This window comes from Gemmatimonadaceae bacterium (assembly GCA_035606695.1).
Lineage (GTDB): Bacteria > Gemmatimonadota > Gemmatimonadetes > Gemmatimonadales > Gemmatimonadaceae > JAQBQB01.
Genome location: DATNEW010000019.1, coordinates 76885 through 96945 on the forward strand (window position 1 = coordinate 76885; position 20061 = coordinate 96945).

At 66.1% G+C, this 20061-nt stretch carries 16 protein-coding genes; 15 read left to right on the top strand and 1 reads right to left on the bottom strand.

Features of this window, described 5'->3' with window-relative positions; translation table 11 throughout:
* Positions 1 to 52 precede the first annotated feature (52 nt).
* From VN706_07670 to VN706_07695, 6 genes are all read left to right on the top strand, one after another.
* A complete protein-coding gene (locus VN706_07670; protein HXT15494.1) occupies positions 53 to 1024 on the top strand; it encodes a radical SAM protein in 972 nt (323 codons plus the stop codon).
* A complete protein-coding gene (hutI, locus tag VN706_07675; GenBank protein ID HXT15495.1) occupies positions 1021 to 2304 on the top strand; it encodes an imidazolonepropionase in 1284 nt (427 codons plus the stop codon). Before VN706_07670 ends, hutI begins: the two co-directional genes overlap by 4 nt.
* 63 nt (positions 2305 to 2367) lie before the next feature.
* Positions 2368 to 5010, top strand: coding sequence for a tetratricopeptide repeat protein (locus VN706_07680; GenBank protein ID HXT15496.1), 2643 nt, complete (start codon positions 2368 to 2370; stop codon positions 5008 to 5010).
* Positions 5007 to 6023: a polyprenyl synthetase family protein gene (locus tag VN706_07685; GenBank protein ID HXT15497.1), complete on the top strand. Its 1017-nt coding sequence runs from the start codon at positions 5007 to 5009 to the stop codon at positions 6021 to 6023. The genes VN706_07680 and VN706_07685 overlap by 4 nt, the downstream gene beginning before the upstream one ends.
* A gap of 32 nt (positions 6024 to 6055) precedes the next feature.
* Positions 6056 to 6304, top strand: coding sequence for a DUF4321 domain-containing protein (locus VN706_07690; protein HXT15498.1), 249 nt, complete (start codon positions 6056 to 6058; stop codon positions 6302 to 6304).
* 8 nt (positions 6305 to 6312) lie between these two features.
* Positions 6313 to 6594, top strand: coding sequence for a twin-arginine translocase TatA/TatE family subunit (locus VN706_07695; protein HXT15499.1), 282 nt, complete (start codon positions 6313 to 6315; stop codon positions 6592 to 6594).
* A gap of 311 nt (positions 6595 to 6905) precedes the next feature.
* Here VN706_07695 and VN706_07700 read toward each other — a convergent pair whose 3' ends face one another.
* Positions 6906 to 8738 (bottom strand): peptidyl-prolyl cis-trans isomerase, encoded by a 1833-nt coding sequence (locus VN706_07700; GenBank protein HXT15500.1) that lies wholly within the window; start codon positions 8736 to 8738, stop codon positions 6906 to 6908.
* A gap of 196 nt (positions 8739 to 8934) precedes the next feature.
* On the opposite strand from VN706_07700, the gene VN706_07705 reads away from it, so the two are divergent.
* The 9 genes from VN706_07705 (at position 8935) to VN706_07745 (ending at position 20008) form a co-directional block, all read left to right on the top strand.
* On the top strand, positions 8935 to 11094 hold the full coding sequence (locus VN706_07705) for a tetratricopeptide repeat protein (GenBank protein ID HXT15501.1): 2160 nt from the start codon (positions 8935 to 8937) through the stop codon (positions 11092 to 11094).
* 18 nt (positions 11095 to 11112) lie between these two features.
* Positions 11113 to 11553, top strand: a complete 441-nt coding sequence (aroQ, locus tag VN706_07710; GenBank protein HXT15502.1) for a type II 3-dehydroquinate dehydratase — start codon at positions 11113 to 11115, stop codon at positions 11551 to 11553.
* Positions 11546 to 12643: an aminopeptidase P family protein gene (locus tag VN706_07715; protein HXT15503.1), complete on the top strand. Its 1098-nt coding sequence runs from the start codon at positions 11546 to 11548 to the stop codon at positions 12641 to 12643. The genes aroQ and VN706_07715 overlap by 8 nt, the downstream gene beginning before the upstream one ends.
* 46 nt (positions 12644 to 12689) lie before the next feature.
* Complete coding sequence (accB, locus tag VN706_07720) at positions 12690 to 13193, top strand: acetyl-CoA carboxylase biotin carboxyl carrier protein (protein HXT15504.1); 504 nt, start codon at positions 12690 to 12692, stop codon at positions 13191 to 13193.
* Positions 13186 to 14367, top strand: coding sequence for a type IV pilus twitching motility protein PilT (locus tag VN706_07725; protein ID HXT15505.1), 1182 nt, complete (start codon positions 13186 to 13188; stop codon positions 14365 to 14367). Before accB ends, VN706_07725 begins: the two co-directional genes overlap by 8 nt.
* A gap of 153 nt (positions 14368 to 14520) precedes the next feature.
* On the top strand, positions 14521 to 15876 hold the full coding sequence (gene accC / locus VN706_07730) for an acetyl-CoA carboxylase biotin carboxylase subunit (protein ID HXT15506.1): 1356 nt from the start codon (positions 14521 to 14523) through the stop codon (positions 15874 to 15876).
* On the top strand, positions 15877 to 16623 hold the full coding sequence (locus VN706_07735) for a 2-phosphosulfolactate phosphatase (protein HXT15507.1): 747 nt from the start codon (positions 15877 to 15879) through the stop codon (positions 16621 to 16623).
* Between the two features lie 129 nt (positions 16624 to 16752).
* On the top strand, positions 16753 to 19230 hold the full coding sequence (locus VN706_07740) for a DNA translocase FtsK 4TM domain-containing protein (GenBank protein ID HXT15508.1): 2478 nt from the start codon (positions 16753 to 16755) through the stop codon (positions 19228 to 19230).
* The gene (locus VN706_07745; protein HXT15509.1) at positions 19223 to 20008 is read left to right on the top strand and encodes a hypothetical protein; all 786 of its coding nucleotides are present in this window, start codon (positions 19223 to 19225) and stop codon (positions 20006 to 20008) included. The genes VN706_07740 and VN706_07745 overlap by 8 nt, the downstream gene beginning before the upstream one ends.
* Positions 20009 to 20061 lie beyond the last annotated feature (53 nt).

A 20061-nucleotide genomic window follows, 5' to 3' on the forward strand; every position in this document is an offset into this window, starting at 1 on the left:
GACGGGGATCCTTCGACTCGCTGGCGCTCGCTCAGGATGACGGCCTCATAATATGCTCTCCAACGCCTTTCGCCCCTGGCACGTTCCGCTCTTCGTCGGCAAGTACGCGTGGCTGAAGGCGCGCCGCATGCCCATGCTCGTCAGCTTCGAGGTCACGCAGCGCTGCAACGCACGCTGCGGCTTTTGCGACTACTGGAAGACTGACGCGTCGGCAAAGACGCAGGAGCTCGAGAGCTTCGCCGAGGCGGCGCGATTCTTCAACCCGATGATCGTGACGTTCACCGGCGGTGAGCCGACGCTCCGCCGCGACCTCGAGGACCTGGTCGGCGCGGTCTCGCGCGCGATCCCACTCACGTACATCACCCTGCTCACGCACGGCGCGATGCTGACGGCCGATCGCGCACGCGCGCTGCAGGCGGCCGGCGTCCACCAGCTCAGCATCTCGCTCGACTATCTCGACGAGCGGCACGACCGCGCGCGCGGCATTCCCGGCCTCGTGAACCGCATCTTCGCGGCGGTGTCCGACATGCGCGACGCCGGTGTCGACAACGTGCGGTTCAACACGGTGATCAAGAACGACAACGTCGATCAGATCATGCCGATCATCCGCCGGGCCGCGGCGCTCGGCTACGGCGTGAACCTCAGCGTCTACACCGACTCGAAGAACGGGAACCGCGACCACCTGATCGCCGGCGCGCAGCTGCGCGACGTCGAGCGAGTCATCGCCGACGTGCTCGCGTTCAAGCGCAAGACGCGGCACGCCGTCTCCAACTCCGAGCATTACCTGGAGCAGATCCCGCGCTACCTGCGCGGCGAGCTTCGCGCCCCGTGCCGGTCGGGCATGCGCACCGTCCACATCGACCCGCTCGGCAACGTGAAACGCTGTCCCGATTTTCCGACGGACTTTCACTGGCGCGACTTCAAACGCTACAAGCCGATCGACTGCAACGCGTGCTTCTACGCCTGTCGTGGCGAGGCCGAAGCGCCGCTGCGCTTGTCGCGCGCGAAGGACATGCTGGCATGAGCGACACCGCGCCCGCGACGCTGTTCGTCAACGCGTCGCAAGTGGTGACGTGCGCCGGACCGGCCCGCGCGCGGCGCGGCGCGGAAATGAACGACGCGGTCGTGCAGACCGGCGTCGCCGTCGCGGTGACCGGCGACCGTATTACCGCGGTCGAACCGCTCCAGAGTTTGCGTTCGCGGTTTCCCCGCGCGAATGAATACGACTGCCGCCAGGGCGTCATCACGCCCGGCCTCGTCGACTCACACACGCACGGCATCTTCGGCCGCGCGCGATACGACGAACAGGAGCTGCGCGCGGCCGGGCTCGACTACATGGAGATCGCGCGGCGCGGCGGCGGCATTCATTCGTCGGTGCGCGATCTGCGCACGCGCAGCGAAGACGCGCTGTTCGAGCTCGCGCTGCCGCGACTGCGGCGTTTGGCGTCCTTCGGCACCACGACGGTGGAAGTGAAGTCGGGCTACGGCTTGAGCCTCGACGACGAGCTCAAGACGCTGCGAGTGATCGCACGTCTCGCCGCGGCGCTGCCCATGCGCGTCGTCCCGACGTTCCTCGGCGCACATGAAATCCCGCTCGAACATCGCGAGTCGAGCGCCAAACGCGCCGCGTACGTCGATCTGCTCGTGCACGAGATGATTCCCGCCGTCGCCGCGCAGCGTCTGGCGCGCTTCGCCGACGTGTTTTGCGAGACCGGCGTTTACACCGTCGATGAGAGCCGTGTCATTCTTCGTGCGGCGCGGGATGCGGGTCTCTTGCTCAAGCTGCACGCGGACGAGCTCACGTCGTCCGGCGGCGCGGAGCTCGCCGCTTCGCTCAACGCGACGTCGGCCGATCACCTGGCGGCGGTTTCGGACGGCGGCATCGCCGCGCTCGCGGGGTCGAACACGGTGGCCACGCTGCTTCCGGGCACCATGCTTTTCCTGGGCAAGACGAAGCACGCGCCCGCACGGCGATTCATCGACGCCGGCGTGCCGGTCGGCCTCGCGACTGACTTCAATCCGGGTACGTCGCCGACCCCAAGCCTGCCGCTCGTCCTTACGCTTGGGGTAAGCCAGCTGCACTTGAGCGCCGCGGAAGCGGTCGTCGCCGCCACCGTAAACGGTGCGGCGGCCCTCGCCCTGGCGGAGGAGGTCGGACAGCTCGCGCCCGGCTTTCGGGCCGACCTCGCGGTGTTCGACATTCGGGACGTTCGCGAGTTGCCGTACTGGTACGGGGACAACCGCTGCACGGCCACGTTCGTGGGGGGCAAACCTTGTCACTCTAGTGACTTAGAGGTAACTTAAGCCTCCACTTTCCTCGGTCTTCCGCGGCCGTTTTTGGGCCGTGCGGAGCCCCTGCAGGCGCTGATGTCCAAAGTCGCACAGCTGAAAAAGCAGGCTGCCGAGTTCGAGCAAAAGAAGCAGATCGACAAGGCGCTGGCGCTTTACGTCAAGCTGCTCGATTCATTCGATGAGTATGCCGACGAGCTCGACGTGGCGCTGTTCAACCGCGTCGGCGATCTCATGCTGCGCCAGGGAAACGTGGCCGACGCGGTCGACTACTACGAGAAAGCGGTCGACCGTTATGCCGACACCGGCTTTTTCAACAACGCCATCGCCCTGTGTAACAAGATCCTCCGCCAGTCCCCGGGTCGCGCGAGCGTCTACTACAAGCTCGGCAAGATCAGCGCGCAAAAAGGCTTCAAGGGCGAGGCGAAGGTCAACTTCCTCGAGTACGCCGACCGCATGCAGAAGGCCGGCAAAACGGACGAAGCGTTCCGCGCGCTGAAGGAGTTCGCGGACCTCTCGCCGGACCAGGAAGAGATTCGCCTCATGCTCGCCGACCAGCTCACGAAGGCGGAGCGGAAGGACGAAGCGATCGACCAGCTGCAAATTCTCCATGCACGCTACCAGTCCGAGGGGCGGGGCGACGACGCTGCCTCGACGGCCGATCGCATTCGCGCGCTCGATCCCACCGTGGAGATCAAATCCGACGGCGGGAGCCGGCGCGCGACCAAGTCGCAGGATCTGATTTTCCTGGACCTGGACGATGCGCCCCGCGCGCGGACGAGTGGCGCGATCCCCGTGCAGTCGGAGCCGGCGCCGCCGCCACGAGCGCCAACGCCGGCGCGATCGGCGCCGCCGGTCGCGCCGATGACTCCGCCCGCTCCGATCACGCCGGTCGCCGCACAGCCGTCGCTCGACGAACCGTCGCTCGTCGACGAGCCGATGGAAGCGCCGATCACGCGCGCCGACATCGCGATTCAAGGCACGCCCGCGCACCCGATGGACGCGCCGCTCAGCGGCATCACGCGAATTGGTGACGAGGAACGCGCGAACGCGCTCGCGATCGACAAGACGCCGTCGGAATCGCTGCTCGGACTCGAGCAAACGTACCTGGCCGACGCGGACCTCATTCGCAGCACGCCGACGTCGTCGCTGCTCGATTTCGAGCCGACGTCGCTGGGCGCCGAAGAGCCGCCGCCCCTCCATCGCTCGTCGGCGCCGACGCACGCCTCACGCGACGAAGCGCCGATCGAGCGGATCGACGAGACCGGCGAGGAGTCGATCGGCGGCGAACTGCAATTCATCGTTCCTGACGTCGACGACGAACCGACGCGCGAAACGCCATCGATCGAGTTCGACGTGTCCGCGCTTACCACGCCGGCCACCTCGCTGCCGCCCGCGCCGCCGCTGCCGACGCCGGCCCACGCCGCGCTCGATGGTCTGCCGCTGATGGATGTCGACGTGCCGACCGTTCCGACGCCGCCGGCCGCCTCGACGCCGCGCGCCACGACGTCGCTCGAAGAGATCACGCTCTCCGACGATCTGGGCCTGATCGACGACGAGGCGGATGAATCGGCCGCCGAGCCGCTCGAAGAGCTGGTCGATCTGAATACCGAAAGCCTCACGATCGACGACGAGCCGATGCCGACGCCGTCGGTGGCCCGCCGCTCGACGATGGTCGCGATGCACTCGGTCGAGATTTTGCACGCCAGCGTCGAGGGCGAGCCGGAGAATTGGTCGCTGCGCCGCGAGCTTGCCGAGGCGATGCTCGAGGCGGGCGACCGCGACGGCGGTATTAAAGAACTCGAAACGGCGATGTCCGGTGCGGAGCGCGGCGGCGACCTGGAGTTGGCGATGTCGCTCGCCGAAGAGCTCGCGCGGCTCGAGCCGGCCGCGGTACGCCATCACCAGAAGCGCGTCGAATACGCGTTCCGGAAGAACGACCGCCCGCGACTGATCGAAGCCTATCTCTCGCTCGGCGGCTCGCTGGTGGACGCGGAGCAGGGCGACAAGGCGCGGACCGTGTATCAACGGGTGCTCGATCTGGCGCCTGACGAGCTCCGCGCGCGCGCCGCGCTCGATGCGCTGCAGGGCCCGGAGCCCGAGCCGGAGCCACAACCGCGCGCGGCAGGTCCTGGTGCCCGCCGCCCATCCGTCGGCGTCCAGGCGCCGCAGGAACCCGCGCCCGCCGCGTCGAACAGCTTCGTCAACCTGGGCGATTGGCTGCGCGACGACGAGCAGCCGAAGGATACGCGGATGGTCGTCGCCGAGCAGGAGCCGACGGGAGACGAGGACGCCGACTTCCAGGACATGCTGCGGAAGTTCAAGCAGGGTGTCGCCGAGAACGTCGACGCCGAGGATTACCAGAGTCACTACGATCTGGCGATCGCCTTCAAGGAGATGGGCCTGCTCGATGAAGCGATCGCGGAATTTCAGAAGGCGCTGGGCAGTCCTACCAACAGGCTGCCCACGTACGAAGCGTTGGGGCAGTGCTTTCTGGAAAAGGGGCAGCCGCGGCTGGCGTCGTCGATCCTGTCCCGCGGGTTGAACGAGAAGGCGAGCGAAGACCAACTGGTCGGCGTGTTGTATCTTCTGGGGCGTGCGGCGGAGGAGCAGGGGAATGCCGCCGAAGCGCTGACGTACTATCAACGGGTATTCGTGCTGGACATTCAATTCAGGGACATCGCCGAGCGCATGAACGAAGTCGAACGGGCGGCGCGATGAGCGGCCTGGTACCCCCCGTCGTTCGCGTGCGCACGCCGGCCACGAGCGCGCTGCGCGACATCCAGGCGCCGGTGCGCGCCGGGTTGGAGGACGTCGTCGTCGAGATGCATCACATCGTGACGCACGAGCTGCCGCTGATCCAGGACGTGGCGGGCCACCTGCTGCAGATGCGCGGCAAGATGTTTCGCCCGACGCTGGCGTTGCTCGCCTCGCAGGCAACGGGCACGCCGGAGCCGCGGGTGAAGACGCTCGCCGCGGTGGTGGAGCTCATGCACCTCGCGACGCTGGTGCACGACGACTCGGTCGATCATTCGGTGCTGCGCCGCGGGCTGCCGACGATCAACGCGCTGTTCAGCCATCAGGTCTCCGTGATCATGGGAGACTTCTTATATTCAAGAGCGCTAACAGCGCTCGTCGGCATGGCCGATCTGGCGATCATCAAGATCGTCACGGACGTCGCCAACGAGCTGACGATCGGCGAAATGCGCCAGCTCGGCGCCGTGGACGCGCTCGAGTTCACCGAGGCGCAGTACTACGATCTGATTCGCGCCAAGACGGCGTCGCTGATCGCGTGCGCCTGCGAGAGCGGCGCGTTGTGCGGCGCCGCCGAGTTCCGCGAGCCGTTGGCGCGCTACGGCGATCGTCTCGGCATGGCGTTCCAGATCGCCGACGACATTCTGGACTACACCGAGGATCAGTCGGTGACGGGAAAGCCGAGCGGCCTCGATCTCCGCGAGCACAAAGTCACGCTGCCGCTGATCGCGGCGCTCCCGCGCGTCTCGGCGGCTGGTCGCAAGCGCATCGAGGCGCTGTTCGCGACGGAGAATCCGGACGACGGCGTGCTGGCCGATGTGGTCGCCATCGTCCACGAGGCCGGTGGTATCGAGTACGCGCGCCAGCGGGGTGAAGCGCTGGCGCATGACGCGGAGCAGGCATTGCGCGTCCTTCCTGAAAGCCCTGTCCGGTCTTCGCTGACGGACGCGATTGCGTACGTCATGGAGCGACGGTCTTAATGGCACCTCGTGGATCATCCAAACATCGCCCGGTGTTTCATGCGATAGTGCTGGGCATCGGATTCATCGCGGGCGGCGTATTACAGCAAGTGGCTCGGCTCGCGTTTCCGGCCGGCGCCGCGAAACAATTTCTGACCGCGGGCGTGAATCCAACGTTCGGTCCGCTGGACATTGACTTAGTTTTGATCAAGTTCACGTTGGGGCCGGTGGCGCTCGACGTGTCCCTTTTGAGCATCGTCGGCGTGCTCATCGCGTACCTCATCGCTCGGTCGCTCTTCTAGGAGACGGTATGAATTTCGGCAACATTGGTTTCATGGAGCTGATGGTCATTTTGGTCATCGTGCTCGTGCTGTTCGGCGCCAAGCGTGTGCCGGAAATCGGGGCCTCGATCGGAAAGGGCATTCGCGAGTTCAAGAAGAACATCAACGACGCGGACCGCGAGATTCGCGAGCCAATCCGCGAGTCCATGCGCGATACGCGGAGCACCGATCGCTTGTCGGCGGGTGATCCCGACTTTGCGCGCCGTCAGGACGAGGAAGCCGTGCGTCCGGAGCCGAAGCGGTTGATCTAGTCAGCTTGGTGACGCTCGCACGCGCTACGGGGCAGCCCATCGGGGCTGCCCTTTTTTTTGCGCGCGCTTGACGCGTGGACGCAGCGGGCGCTCCAGGCCATCCTGAGCGCGTGTCATTCCGAGCGCAGCGAGGAATCCGGCGTCCGGGCGGATTGGCCGGCCACGCGACCGGGACGTTAGATCCCTCGCTTTCGCTACGCTCCGGCTCGGGATGACGAGGGTGCGGTGTAGTCGCGCGGAAGCCTCTCGACCGAATGCAAAAAGGGCGACCCACTCGACGAGGGTCGCCCTTTCTGGCTTGGTACGAGCCGCTACGCCTGCTGCCTGCGCAACGCCGCGTTGATACTCTTCCGCTTGTCGTCGATCTTCGCGGACTTGCGCAGATCCTGCAGGAACATCTGCACGCTCTGTTCGCGCAGTTGCTGCAGGCGCGCCTGCTTCTGCGTGTCCTTCTGCGCCGCCCACGCCGCACTGTCGGCGAGCACGCGCTTGTCCACGCGCTCCACGAAGACGCCGTTGTTGGTCTTGACCGGCTGGCTCACCGCGCCGGCCGGCAGCGCAAACGCCGCACCGATCGCCTCGTTGAACTGGCCGATGCCCGGCACCATCGAGGCGCGCGTGAACATCGCCGTCTGCTCGACCTTCTTGCTCGCTTGCTGTGCCGCCGCCTCGAGCGTGCTGCTCGCCGCGCTCGCCGCAAGCTTCTGCGCGTCGGGCATGAGCTTGTCGATCGCGCGATCGGCCGCCACCTTCGCCTTGACCTGTTCCTTCACGGCGTCGAAGGTCGGCTCACCACCACCCTGGATGGAGTCGAGCCGGGCGAGGTAGTAGCCGTTTTCGTCATCGAACAAGTCGCTCGTCTCGCCGGCGTGCGCGCCACCAAACGCCCACGCGCTCACACTCGGAATCTGCCGGCCTTCGGACATGGCCGGCTCGTTCTCGAACGCCTGCACCTTGAAGATCTGCAAATGCAGCATCTTCGCCGCGCTGTCGAGCTTCGCGCCCTGCTCGCTCTGCGCCGCTCGGCGCGACAGGGAATCGGCGTCTCGGTCGACGCGCGCCGTCTCCGAATCGCTCGGCTGAATCGGAATCAGAATGTGGCGAAGCGACAACGTGTCGCCCTTCTTCGAGTCCACGCGAATGAGGTGGAATCCGAAGGGCGTCAGCACCGGCTGCGACACTTCGCCAACCGGTAACGCATACGCGGCCTTCTCGAACTCGGGTACGAAGCGACCCTTGCCGCCCTTGCCGAGATCGCCGCCATTGCGGCCCGACGCGCTGTCCGATGATTCGCGCTTGGCGACGTCCTCGAACTTCGCTCCCTTCACAATTTCCTCACGCACCGACTCGGCGCGCGCCTTCGCGGCCGCCGTATCGGCCGCCGTGAGCGCGCGCGGAATCATCACGACCGACAGGTTCGCGTGAGCCGGGCCCTGAAACTGGTCCTTGTGCTTGTCGAAGTACGCGCGCGCGTCGTCGTCCGAGACCGATTTCGCGGCGTTCGGATCGGGGACCGGCGTGAACGCGACGAAGCTCACCTGCGCGCTGTCGTGCTGGTCGCGCCAGGCGCGCCACAGCTCGGCGTTCGTGACGTAGACGCCCGACGACACCTGGTCGAACAGCTTCTCGCGCGGAATCTCGGAGCGATAGTACGACTCGAGCTGCAAGAGCAACCCGCTCTGACGCGCCTGTGGGCTGGCGAGCAGTCGGCCGTATTTGCTCGGATCGAACTTGCCGTCCGTCTGGAGCGACGGCTCGTTGGTGATCCAGGGCGGCGGTGCATAGCGCGCAAATTCGCGCACTTCATCGTCCGTGACGACGATGCCTCGACGACGGTATTCGTCGTTCAGCAGGACCTCGGACACCATTTGATCGAAAACACTGTTCTCGATCCGGCGGTTGTCGTCCTGCGACAGCGAGCGGCCCTGCGCCTGCTGCTGCTCGGACTGAATCTGGTTCTGTACGCGCGCCATGTAGTCGCGGTACATGATCTCTTTGCCGTTCACGACCGCGACGGCCGTGGTGGTCGTCACCGGGGTCCGGCCCATCAGGCCCGACGTCTCGTAGAGAAGGAAGCCGCCGACGAAGAACAGGGCAACGATCACCCAGACGTACTTCGCCAGGCTCCGCATCTGTTGCAGCATGGGGAACGATTCCGCAGCGCAAAAGGGGAGGAAAAACTCGAACGCGATAAGCTCGTAAAGTTAGAACGCGACACGACCTAAAATCAAGTGATGGTGTGACTTCTGATTGACGCGCCTCGTCGGGTCTGTGTATTATCCGCATTCGTCCGGCACCGGGCTTCGGCCCTCACGCCGCTTGTCCGAATCGAGGGCTTCAATGGCCGCAAGTTCCGCCCGTATCGACGAACTTCGCAAAAAATTCGACGAGAATCCGCGGCGTTACTTCGCCCCACTGGCCAACGAGTATCGCAAGGCCGGTGACCTCGAGCAGGCGATCTTCATCTGCCAGGAGTACCTCCCCCAGCAGCCCGGCCACATGAGCGGGCACATCGTGTATGGGCAGGCGCTCTACGAGCTCAATCGCCTCGACGAAGCGCGTACCGTGTTCGAGACGGCACTGTCGCTCGACCCCGAAAACCTCATCGCCCTCCGCCACCTCGGCGACATCGCCCGGCAGGCCGGCGACGCGAACACCGCACGCATCTGGTACCAGCGCGTGCTCGAAGCGGATCCGCGCAATGAAGAGATCGCGCAGATCATGATGTCGCTCCTCGCGTCCGAGACGCCGCCGCCGTTCGTGCCGACGCCGTCGAGGCAAGCACCGGCCGTCGATCACACAGCGCCGACACCGCTGAGCAACTCGGCAATCGCGGCACCTGCGGCGACTGCTGCCGGACTCGAAGTGGAGAAGGCAACCGACACCAGCCTCGAGCCGGCGAACGCTTCGCAGGTCGAGCCGCCACCGCTGCCACCGCTGCCGTCGACACCGGCTGCGCCGCCGCCTCTGCCGCCGACCATCGAGCAAAGCTCCCGCTCGCAGCACGCGCCCAAGGAAGAGGACCTGCTCGACCTCGACAGCTTCGACCTCGGTGGTGTGCCTCTGAGCTCGTTGCGCGCATCGAAGCCGGTTGCGCGAGTCGACGAAGCCGACGAACCAGGCCAAATCGACCAAATCGACCAGCCGGCGGCCGAGCCGGCCGAGACGTTTGATTTCCCCGAGGCGAATGTCACGGCGGACGTAACCGAGGTCCAGGAACAGCCGCCCGCACCGCCCGCGCTCGACGAGCCGTTCGAGATCGATCCGTTCGCGATTGCGGCAAAGCCAGGAATGGCGGAAATGGCGGCAGCGGCTGCCGAGTCGAAGCTCGATCTCGAGCCGCAAACGGCGCCCGAGATCGAGTTGGCGTCGGATCTCAACATCGGGTTACCGGACGACGGCTTGCCGCCCACGACGACCGCGAGCGACACAGACGCGCTCGACGGACTCGAGACATTCGAGCCGGGCGTGATCGCATCCTCGGCCGACGTCGAGCCGCAGCCGATCGAGATGGAGCCGTTCTACGAAACGCCGCCGATCACCGAGCGCGCGCCGGCCGAACCCCCGGCTGAACCGCCGGCCGATCGGCCCGAGGAGTCGTTCGCCGAGTCGTTTGCCGAATCGTTCGCCCACGCGCCGGCCGAACCGTCTGTCGTGGACGACGATGCGCACGTCGACGTCTCCGCCGAGCAGCCCGCGTTCGTCACGGAGACGATGGCGGAGCTCTATCTCCAACAGGGCCACCTCGACTCGGCGCTCGACATTTACCGCAAGCTCGTCGAGATGCGCCCGGACGACACCGACCTGCAGACCAAGCTCGACGCCGTCGAGCAGCGTGTGTTCGGCACGTCGCCGGTCGAGGAAGCGGCGCCGCAACCGGAAGGGGAAACGGAACCTGAGCCCATGTTCGAGATCGAGCCGGTCGCCACCGCTCATACATACGGCGGTCCGACCATTCGCGATTTCCTGCTCGGTCTCGTGACCCGAAACGCCGCCGCGCCCGAGGTTGCTGAATCCGTCGCCGACGAGCCGCGGTCGTACGCGCCCGCGCCGACTTTCGAGTTCTCTGATGAGCCCGCGGCGGAGGATTCGCCCGAGCCCGTCGCGCCAAGACGCCCGACTCCGTCGAGCGTGCAGACCGTCAGTGATTCACTCGACGTGTTCTTCGGCGGCGCCGACGCAGCGGCTCCCGATGCCGCGGCCGCGAATACCCTCGCCGAAGCATTCGCACCCGAAGGCCCCGGCACGGAACCGCTGCAGGGCATGCCCGCGCATCGCGCATCGAACGAGCTCTCGCTCGATCACGTGTTCAAGGGCGGCGGCGCGCCACCGGCCGAGAGTGGTGGAACCGGTGATGGGTTTTCATTCGATCAATTCTTTTCGGCCGAAGAGGGAGAATCGTCGCCTGGCGGAACGGATACGCCTCCAGGCGGCGCCGCTGAAGCGACCGACGACATCGCGCAATTCAACGCGTGGCTCAACGGCCTGAAAAAAACGTGAAGACAACGTGAGAACAACGTGAAGATCGCCGTTCTCAACGGGCCGAATCTGAACCTGCTCGGAACACGCGAGCCGTCGCTCTACGGACGCGAGTCGCTCGCCGACATCGAGAAGTCGTTGCGCGGCGTCGCGAAAGAGCTTGGCGCCGACCTCGAGTTCGCCCAGCATAATGGCGAGGGCGACATGATCGACACGATCCATTCGTGGCGCGGCAAGGTCGACGGCATCGTCGTCAACGCGGGCGCGTACACCCACTCGAGCCTCGCCATTCGCGACGCGCTCTCGGCCATCGCGGTGCCGTTCGTCGAAGTGCACATCACGAATGTCTACGCGCGCGAGGCCGAACGCCGGCACTCGATGCTGGCGTCGGCCGCGGTTGGGACGGTGGTGGGACTGGGCACCTACGGTTACGAGCTCGCGCTGCGCGGGCTGGCTCGTACGCTGTCCGCTCGTGCCTGAAGCGCGCACGCGCCGCCTGTCGGCGCTCGCCGACGGGCTGACGGCCGCGCATGTCGACGGGTTGCTCGTCACGAGCCTCGCGAACATTCGCTATCTCACCGGATTCTCCGGCTCGAGCGCGCTGTTGTTCGTCACGCCGCGCGACGTCGTGCTCATCACGGATTTCAGATACCAGACGCAGATCGCCGAGGAAGTTGGCGGTCTCGCGCGGATCAGCATCGAGGCGCAAAGCCTGTGGACGGGGCTGTGGCGCGAGCTGTCGCAGCTGTCGCAGCAGTGGAACCTCGAGGTGGCCGGCTTCGAGTCGAGCCACTTGTTGCATCGCGATTTTCAACGGTTGCTCGAGGCCGGGGCGCGATGGCAGTGGCGGCCGACAGTCGATCTCGTCGAGACGTTGCGCGAACGAAAGGATGCCGGCGAGCTGGCGTTGATCGAAGCGGCGAATGGCATCGCGACTCGCGCGCTCGAACGAACGATGCCGCAGGTGAAAGCGGGCATGTCGGAGCTCGAGGTCGCGGGCGCGCTCGAGAAGGCGTTGCGCGACGAAGGCAGCGAAGGATTTCCATTTCCATCCATCGTCGCCTCCGGTCCACGCTCGGCGCTTCCGCATGCGCGGTCGTCCGCACGCGCGCTCGAGCGAGGCGATTTTCTGCTGTTGGATTTCGGCGCGGAGACCAAGGGCTACTGTGCCGACGTGACGCGGACGTTCGTGGTGGGCAAGGCCGACGACGAGCAGCGCGAGGTGTATGACGTCGTGCGCACCGCGAACGAAGCGGCCGCGCACCGGGTTCACGCCGGGATGACCGGCCGGGATGCCGATGCCATCGCGCGCGACTACATTGAGCAGCGCGGCTATGGCGATCTGTTCGGCCACAGCCTGGGACATGGACTGGGATTGGAAGTGCACGAAGCGCCGCGGCTGGCACGGACGGCCGAAGGCGCGTTGGCCGAAGGCGCAGTGGTGACAATCGAGCCGGGGATCTATCGGCCCGGCTGGGGCGGTGTTCGCATCGAGGACGACGTGTTCCTCGGCCCCGGCGGCCCGACGATCCTCACGAGATTCACGCGCGAGCTCATCGAGCTCGGGTGACGGGTGCGCTGGCATCGCGTCGTTCGGCGCGACTCATTCGAGGCCTATGATCGACTTACGCTACGTGAAGAAGCTGATCGAGATGATCGACGAATCGACCGTCGACTCGATCGAGATTACGTCGGACAAGGGGATGAAGATTCGCATCTCCAAGAGTCCGAATCAGCGCGGCGCGGTGCAGGTCGCCGCACCGATCCCGATGCCGGCCATGCTGCCGGCGGCGCCGCGCCTGTCGCCCGCCCAGGGCCTCGCCGCCGTCAGCGAGAGCGACGTGCCCGCGACGTCCGGTGAAGCGGCGAAGAGCGCGGGACTCGACGTCAAATCGCCGATGGTCGGCACGTTCTACAAGTCGCCCGAGCCTGGCGCGAAGGCATACGTCTCCGTGGGCGATCGCGTGGCGAAGGGGCAGATCGTCTGCATCATCGAGGCGATGAAGATCATGAACGAGATCGAGTCGGAGTACGCCGGCGTGGTGAAGGAAGTGCTCGCGCAAGACGCGCAGCCGGTGGAATACGGCCAGGTGCTGTTCAAGATCGATCCGCATGGCTAATCCGGCGCCCACCGCCGGCGATTCGGGCGCCGCGCCACCAGGCACCGCGCCGGCCGGCGGCATCAACTTCAAGATGGTGCTGCAGGAGATGATCCGCCGCAACGGATCCGACTTGCACCTCAAAGTCGGGCGTCCGCCGACGATTCGCGTGGACGGTGAGCTCGAGCCGCTCGAGCAGCCGCCGCTGCGTCCGGAAGATCTGAAGGGACTGGCAGAGCAGCTGATGACGCCGCGGCAGGTGAAACAGTTCGCGGACGAAAAGGAGTGCGATTTCGCGATCGGCGTGCCGGGCATTGGCCGCTTCCGCGTGAACGTCTATCAGCAGCGAGGATCGCTCTGCTATGCCATGCGTGCCATTCCGTATCAGGCGCGCACGCTGGCCGAGCTGAATCTCCCCACGGTGCTCGAGGAGATCGCGATGAAGCCGCGCGGCCTCGTGCTGGTCACGGGGGTCACGGGCTCCGGCAAGTCGACGGCGCTGGCGGCGATGATCCAGCACATCAACGAGAATCGCCGCGCGAACGTGATCACGATCGAGGATCCGATCGAGTTCCTGCACCGCGACATCAACTGCCACATCAACCAGCGCGAAGTCGGCACGGATACCGCCAACTTCGGCCAGGCGCTCCGGCGCGTGCTGCGTCAGGATCCGGACGTCATCCTCATCGGCGAAATTCGAGATCTCGAAACGCTGGATACGGCGCTCAAGGCGGCCGACACGGGCCACCTCGTGTTCTCGACGCTCCACACCATGGACGCCACGCAGACGATCAACCGCGTGCTGTCGTTCTATCCGCCGCACCAACAGGCCGAGGTGCGATTCTCGCTGGCGAGCGCGCTACAGGCGGTCGTCTCGCTGCGCCTGGTGCCGCGTGCCGACAAGCACGGGCGCATTCCGGCGGCGGAAGTGCTGATCAACACGGCGGCGGTCCGCGACAACATTCGCGACATGGAAAAGATGCTGAACATTCCGGATCTCATCAAAGAGGGCGCGGTGCAATACGGAATGCAGAGCTTCGATCAGTCGCTCATGCAACACTACTCGCGCGGCATCGTCTCGTACGAGAGCGCCGTCTTCTACGCCACGAGCCCCGCGGAGTTCGCGCTGCGCGTTCAGGGCGTGGCCGGCACGAGCGACAGCTCGTGGGCGGGATTCGAGGATCCGAACGGGTGAGGACACATCGTACAAATCAGGGTTCTGTGTCATCCCGAGCGAGCGGAGCGAGTCGAGGGACCCCCGGCCCGACGGCGGAGCAGCGCACCGCTGAGACGGGGGTCCCTCGACTTCGGCGCTACGCGCCTTCGCTCGGGATGACCACGACATATCATGTTTAATAAAGTTCTAATAGCCAATCGCGGAGAGATCGCGTTGCGCGTCATTCGCGCATGCCGCGAGCTGGGCGTGCAGACGGTGGCGGTCTACTCCGAGGCCGATCGCGAATCGCTGCACGTGCGGTTCGCGGACGACGACGTGTGCATCGGTCCCGCCCCGGCGCGCGAATCGTACCTCAACATTCCGCGGCTGATCGCCGCGGCCGAGATCACCGGCGCGGATGCCATTCATCCCGGCTATGGATTTCTGGCCGAGAATGCCGAGTTCGCGGACATCTGCGCGGCGTCGAAGATCACGTTCATCGGACCGACGGCGGATCAGATCCGGGTGATGGGCGACAAGGCCGCCGCGCGCAAGGCGATGATGGCCGTCGGCGTGCCCGTCGTGCCTGGCACGCCGGGCGGCGTCGAGGACGTCGACGAAGCATTGGAGTTTGCGAAAAAGATCGGGTTTCCCGTCATCATCAAGGCGGCGGCGGGCGGCGGCGGCAAGGGCATGCGCGTCGCCAAGGATCCCGACGACTTCGCGCGGGCGTTTCAGCTCGCGCGGTCGGAAGCGCTCAGCGCGTTCGGCAACGGCGATGTCTACGTCGAGAAATACCTGGCGCGCCCTCGGCACATCGAGTTCCAGATCATGGGCGACAAGTATGGCACCGTGATCCATCTCGGTGAACGCGACTGCTCGGTGCAGCGCCGCCACCAGAAGCTGATCGAGGAAAGCCCCAGTCCCGCGATGACGCCCGATCTGCGCGCGCGCATGGGCCGCGACGCGGTCGCCGGCGCGAAGGCGATCGACTACGTCGGCGCCGGCACGATCGAGATGCTGCTCGATGAAGACGGCTCGTACTTCTTCATGGAGATGAACACGCGCATCCAGGTCGAGCATCCCGTCACCGAGATGCTCACCGGCGTCGATCTCGTGAAGGAGCAGATTCGCGTCGCTGCCGGCGAAAAGCTGAGCATCACCGAGCTGCCGCCGCTCCGCGGCCACGTCATCGAAGTGCGCGTCAACGCCGAAGATCCCGCGAGAAACTTTCAACCGTCGCCGGGAAAGATTCTGGCGTTTCATCCGCCGGGCGGTCCCGGCGTGCGCCTCGATACGCACGTGTACGACGGTTACACCGTCCCGCCGTTCTACGACTCGCTGCTCGCCAAGCTGATCTGCCAGGGACGCGACCGTGCGGAAGCGATCGCGCGCATGCACGTGGCGCTCGATGGGTTTATCATCGAAGGTGTGACGACGACCATTCCGTTTCTCGCTCGTGTGATGCAGAACCCGCGCTTCATGGCGGGCGACGTGGACACGAAGTTCCTGGAGCGCGAGACGGAGCTGATGAAGGAACCCGTGTAAGTGCGCGTCGACGTGTTCTTCGGCGGACAGACCGTGGCGCCGGCCGACGTCACCGGACGCGTCGTCGTCGTGATCGACGTGTTGCGCGCGTCGACCTCGATTGCCGCCGCGCTGACGAACGGCGCGCGCGCGGTCATCCCCTTCGAGACGTCGGAAGAAGCGGTCACGCGCGCGAAGGCGTTCGAGCGCCGCGACGTCAAGCTCGCCGGCGAACGCAAGATGCTCGCGATCCCCGGCTTCGACTTGGGCAACTCGCCGCTCGAGTTCACGCGCGAGGCCGTGGAAGGGAAGACGGTGCTGATGACGACCACCAACGGCACGCCCGCCATCGTGAACACGGCTGGCGCGCGCGACGTCGTCATCGGCTCCTACGTCAACTACACCGTGGTGCTGACCATGCTGCGTGCCGCGTTGCGCGGCGGCACGGACATCACCGTGGTGTGCGCGGGCCGCGAGCGCCAGTTCGCGCTCGAGGACGCGGGCTGCGCCGGCCGCTACGTCTACAACGTGTCGAAGCGGCTCACCAACGTGGAGCTCAACGATGCGGCGCAGGCCTGCGCGCTCATCGATCGCAAATACGGCGAGCACGTGGACAAGCTCTTCGAGGCGTCCGAGCATGGACAAGCGTTGCAGAAGGCCGGCTTTGCGGACGACCTGGTGGCGTGCGCGACGGTCGATTCGTACCCGGTCATTCCGGTGTATCAGGATCGGCAGATCACGAAGGTCGGGCCCGAACGAGAACGCTAGTCCGCCCATCACAAAACTGATTTGATGCTCGCCGCGCGTTGAAAAAAACGTTCGCGACGCTGGCGCGTCATCCGTTGAGCGCCGGTGTCTGACACGATTTCGACCGAACGGCCCAGGATCCCGAACCACATGACGTCGATTCAACTTCCCAACGCAAAGGATCAGCGCATCGCGGCCCTCAAGCGCGAGATCCTTGGCAGCGGGCTGCTGCTGTTCGCGGTTTTTCTCGCGGGCGCGTTCGGTGTGCTCGCGCTCGCGGAGCTTCACTCGGGCGTGAGTGTCGAGGCGAGCGTCGGAGTCGTTGGAACCTGGTTGGCGCAACCGCTCGTGACGTTCTTCGGATGGCCCGCGGCGGTGCTGGTTCCGCTCGCGCCCGCGGTGCGCGCGCTTCGGTTGTTCGGCCGCCTCGAATCCGAAACCGATCGCTCGTGGATGATCTTCTTCGCGGGAATGGCCACGGTCCTGCCGATCGCCGTGGCACTCGCGACCCCCGCGCCGACGCCCGGACTGCCGAGTCTCGCGGCGGGTCTGTGGGGTGAGTTGATCGCCGGCTGGTGGACCAGCTGGTTCGGAATTTTTGGCGCCTGGGTGGTCGTGGCGCTTGCGACCTCGGTGCTGATGGCGGCGACGCTGGCGTGGAATCCCGTGCGCGCATTGATCGGACATCGGAAGGCGGCGGCCGTCGTCGCAGGCGTGCCCGAGCTCGCGGACGAAGATGCGGACGCGGCGCCGAAGAAGCGGCGGAAGCGCGAACCGAAGGCGGACGACGGGGCGGCCGCTGCCTCAGCCGGCGACACGTTGGCGATGATGCTCGAGCCGTCGCCCGAGGAAATGCCCGCCATCGATCCGTCGCTCATGTCAGGCATGTCACACATGGCCGACGGCGCGGTCGCGATGCTCGACGATCCGGCCACCGAATCACGCGGCGTCGATCGAAAGCGGAAGAGAAAGTTGAGCAAGGCCGAGGCGAGCGCGGAGCACGATGCGGAGATCAAAGCGGCGATCGATGCGACCGAGCACTTCGATCTGTCGGGCGACGCGCTGCCGTCGCCCGAGCTCCTGAGCGAAGTGCCGCCCAAGAACAAGGACGCATCGAACCGCGAGCTCGACGCGATGGGCGTCAAGCTCATGGATGCGCTGCGGACGTTCCGCGTGGATGGAGAGCTCGTCGGCCGCACGACGGGGCCGGTAGTGTCGCAGTTCGAGGTCGAGCCGGCGCCGGGGGTGAAGGTGCGGCAGTTCGCCAACCTGTCGAACGATCTGGCGCTCGCCATGCGCGCCGCGTCGATTCGCATCGTGGCGCCGATCCCGGGGCGGGGCGCGGTGGGTGTAGAAGTTCCTAATCCAATTTCTGAAATAGTAGCATTTCGTGAATTAATCGAAGCGCGCGACTTCGCCGGCGCCCGCGCGGCGCTGCCCATCGCGCTCGGCAAAGACCTCGAGGGGAAGCCCGTCGTCGCCGACCTGGCGAAGATGCCGCACCTGCTCATTGCCGGCGCCACGGGCTCCGGCAAGTCGGTGTGCGTCAACACCATCATCACGAGCCTCGTCTACCGCCACACGCCGCGCACGCTGCGCTTGCTGATGGTCGACCCGAAGATGGTCGAGCTCTCGGTGTACAACACGCTGCCGCACCTGCGCCACAAGGTGATCACCGACAACCGCGACGCGGCGTCGGTGCTCAAGTGGGCCGTGATGGAAATGCAGGAGCGCTACGAGTTGCTCGCCGCGAACGGCTGCCGGAACATTCAGGAATTCAACAAGCGCGTGCAGGCCCATGCCGACGGGGAAGGCACGGCGCTCAAGATGCCGAAGCGCGCCGACGTCGCGTTCGAGGACACGACGTACAAGGGCAGCATTTTGCCGTACATCGTCGTCATCATCGACGAGATGGCGGACCTCATGATGACGGTGCAGGGCGAAGTCGAGACGCCGATCGCGATGCTCGCGCAGAAGGCGCGTGCGATCGGGATTCATCTCATTCTCGCGACGCAGCGGCCGAGCGTGAACGTCATCACGGGCTTGATCAAGGCGAACTTCCCGAGTCGCATTGCGTTCCGCGTGGCGTCGCAAGTCGACAGCCGCACGATCATCGACGGCGCGGGCGCGGAAATGCTGCTTGGCAACGGCGACATGTTGTTCATTCCACCGGGCAAGTCCGAACCGTCGCGGTTGCAGGGCGCGTATCTCTCGAGCGAAGACACCGAGCACCTGATGGCGTGGTATCAGGGCGTGCGCGATGCCAAGCGGGCGGCGCTCGCCGCGCAGGGCCTCGTGCTCGAGGAGCCGCTCGAGGTCGAGCCGGACATTCTCGACCAGGTGCGCGCGAAGGAAGCGCTCGAGGCAGGCAGTGCCGATGGCGAGGGCGCGGCCGACGCGAGCGATCGCGACAAGCTGTTCCGCGAAGCGGCTGAAGTCGTCGTGCAGAACCAGCAGGGGTCGACGTCGCTGCTGCAGCGGCGCCTCAAGGTCGGCTATGGGCGCGCGGCGCGCATCATCGATCAGCTGCATGCGGCGGGCGTGCTCGGGCCGCCGGACGGTCCCAAGCCGCGCGACGTGCTCGTCGGGCTTGATGAGGTGGATCGCATCTGTGGGCTGCGTGCGTAACGTGGGTTACGCGGGTAACGTCCGTACGCTGCGTGAATCGCTTGCGGTTACCGGCGCGTTGATCGCGTCGCTCGCGTTCGGCGGTGCGACGCATTTGCTGCGCGCGCAGAATACGCCGGTGAACGCGAGCGCCCTTCGTGCCGGGCAGTTCGTCTACGACAACACGCTCGAGCGCGACGTCAGCACCACCCACATCGGCACGCGCGCCGTCTCGGTGGCCCTCGGCACGTATGCGGGGAGTTCAGTGTGGGTGCTCGCCGAAACGCGCACGCTGGACGCGGGCGGCGTCTCGACGGACTCGCTGTTCACCGACACGACGACGCTGCGCCCGTTGCATTGGAGCTCGGTCATCGGCGCCGCGCGATTGCTGGTCGAGTTTCGCGGTGACAGCGCGTATGGCGGTACGAGTGGGCCTCCGGGTCGCCATTCGCTCGTGACGGGAATTCCGCGCGGTACGATCGTCAGTGCGGCGCAGCTGGAGACGATCCTGCGACTCGTTCCGCTTCAGCCGGCGTGGGAGGATTCCGCCAGTACGCTCTTCGTGACGCTCGGCTCGACGATGGTGTTGCCGACGCGGATGGCGGTGATTGGCGAGGATCGCGTGCGCGTGCCGGCGGGCCAGTTCGATTGCTGGGTGGTGTCCGTGCGTGCGGCCGACGCGACGCGCGGGCTGTACTGGGTCACCAAGCGCGACCCGATCGTGGTGCGGAGCGCGCTCGACGTGCCGGCGATGGGCGGGGCGCAGTTCGTGTCGGCGCTGAGTCGGATTGGGCGCTGAACGGCGGAAAACCAACAGGGCGCACGCGGACTGACGCTGGCACTTCGCGGGCT

Bases quoted from the DNA above. Each gene is read 5' to 3' on its own strand.
- VN706_07725 (HXT15505.1), top strand. From the start codon at position 13,186: ATGGCTAATCCGGCGCCCACCGCCGGCGATTCGGGCGCCGCGCCACCA.
- VN706_07685 (HXT15497.1), top strand. From the start codon at position 5,007: ATGAGCGGCCTGGTACCCCCCGTCGTTCGCGTGCGCACGCCGGCCACG.
- VN706_07680 (HXT15496.1), top strand. From the start codon at position 2,368: ATGTCCAAAGTCGCACAGCTGAAAAAGCAGGCTGCCGAGTTCGAGCAA.
- VN706_07700 (HXT15500.1), bottom strand. From the start codon at position 8,738: ATGCTGCAACAGATGCGGAGCCTGGCGAAGTACGTCTGGGTGATCGTT.
- VN706_07705 (HXT15501.1), top strand. From the start codon at position 8,935: ATGGCCGCAAGTTCCGCCCGTATCGACGAACTTCGCAAAAAATTCGAC.
- accC (HXT15506.1), top strand. From the start codon at position 14,521: ATGTTTAATAAAGTTCTAATAGCCAATCGCGGAGAGATCGCGTTGCGC.
- accB (HXT15504.1), top strand. From the start codon at position 12,690: ATGATCGACTTACGCTACGTGAAGAAGCTGATCGAGATGATCGACGAA.
- VN706_07670 (HXT15494.1), top strand. From the start codon at position 53: ATGCTCTCCAACGCCTTTCGCCCCTGGCACGTTCCGCTCTTCGTCGGC.
- VN706_07695 (HXT15499.1), top strand. From the start codon at position 6,313: ATGAATTTCGGCAACATTGGTTTCATGGAGCTGATGGTCATTTTGGTC.
- VN706_07740 (HXT15508.1), top strand. From the start codon at position 16,753: ATGACGTCGATTCAACTTCCCAACGCAAAGGATCAGCGCATCGCGGCC.
- hutI (HXT15495.1), top strand. From the start codon at position 1,021: ATGAGCGACACCGCGCCCGCGACGCTGTTCGTCAACGCGTCGCAAGTG.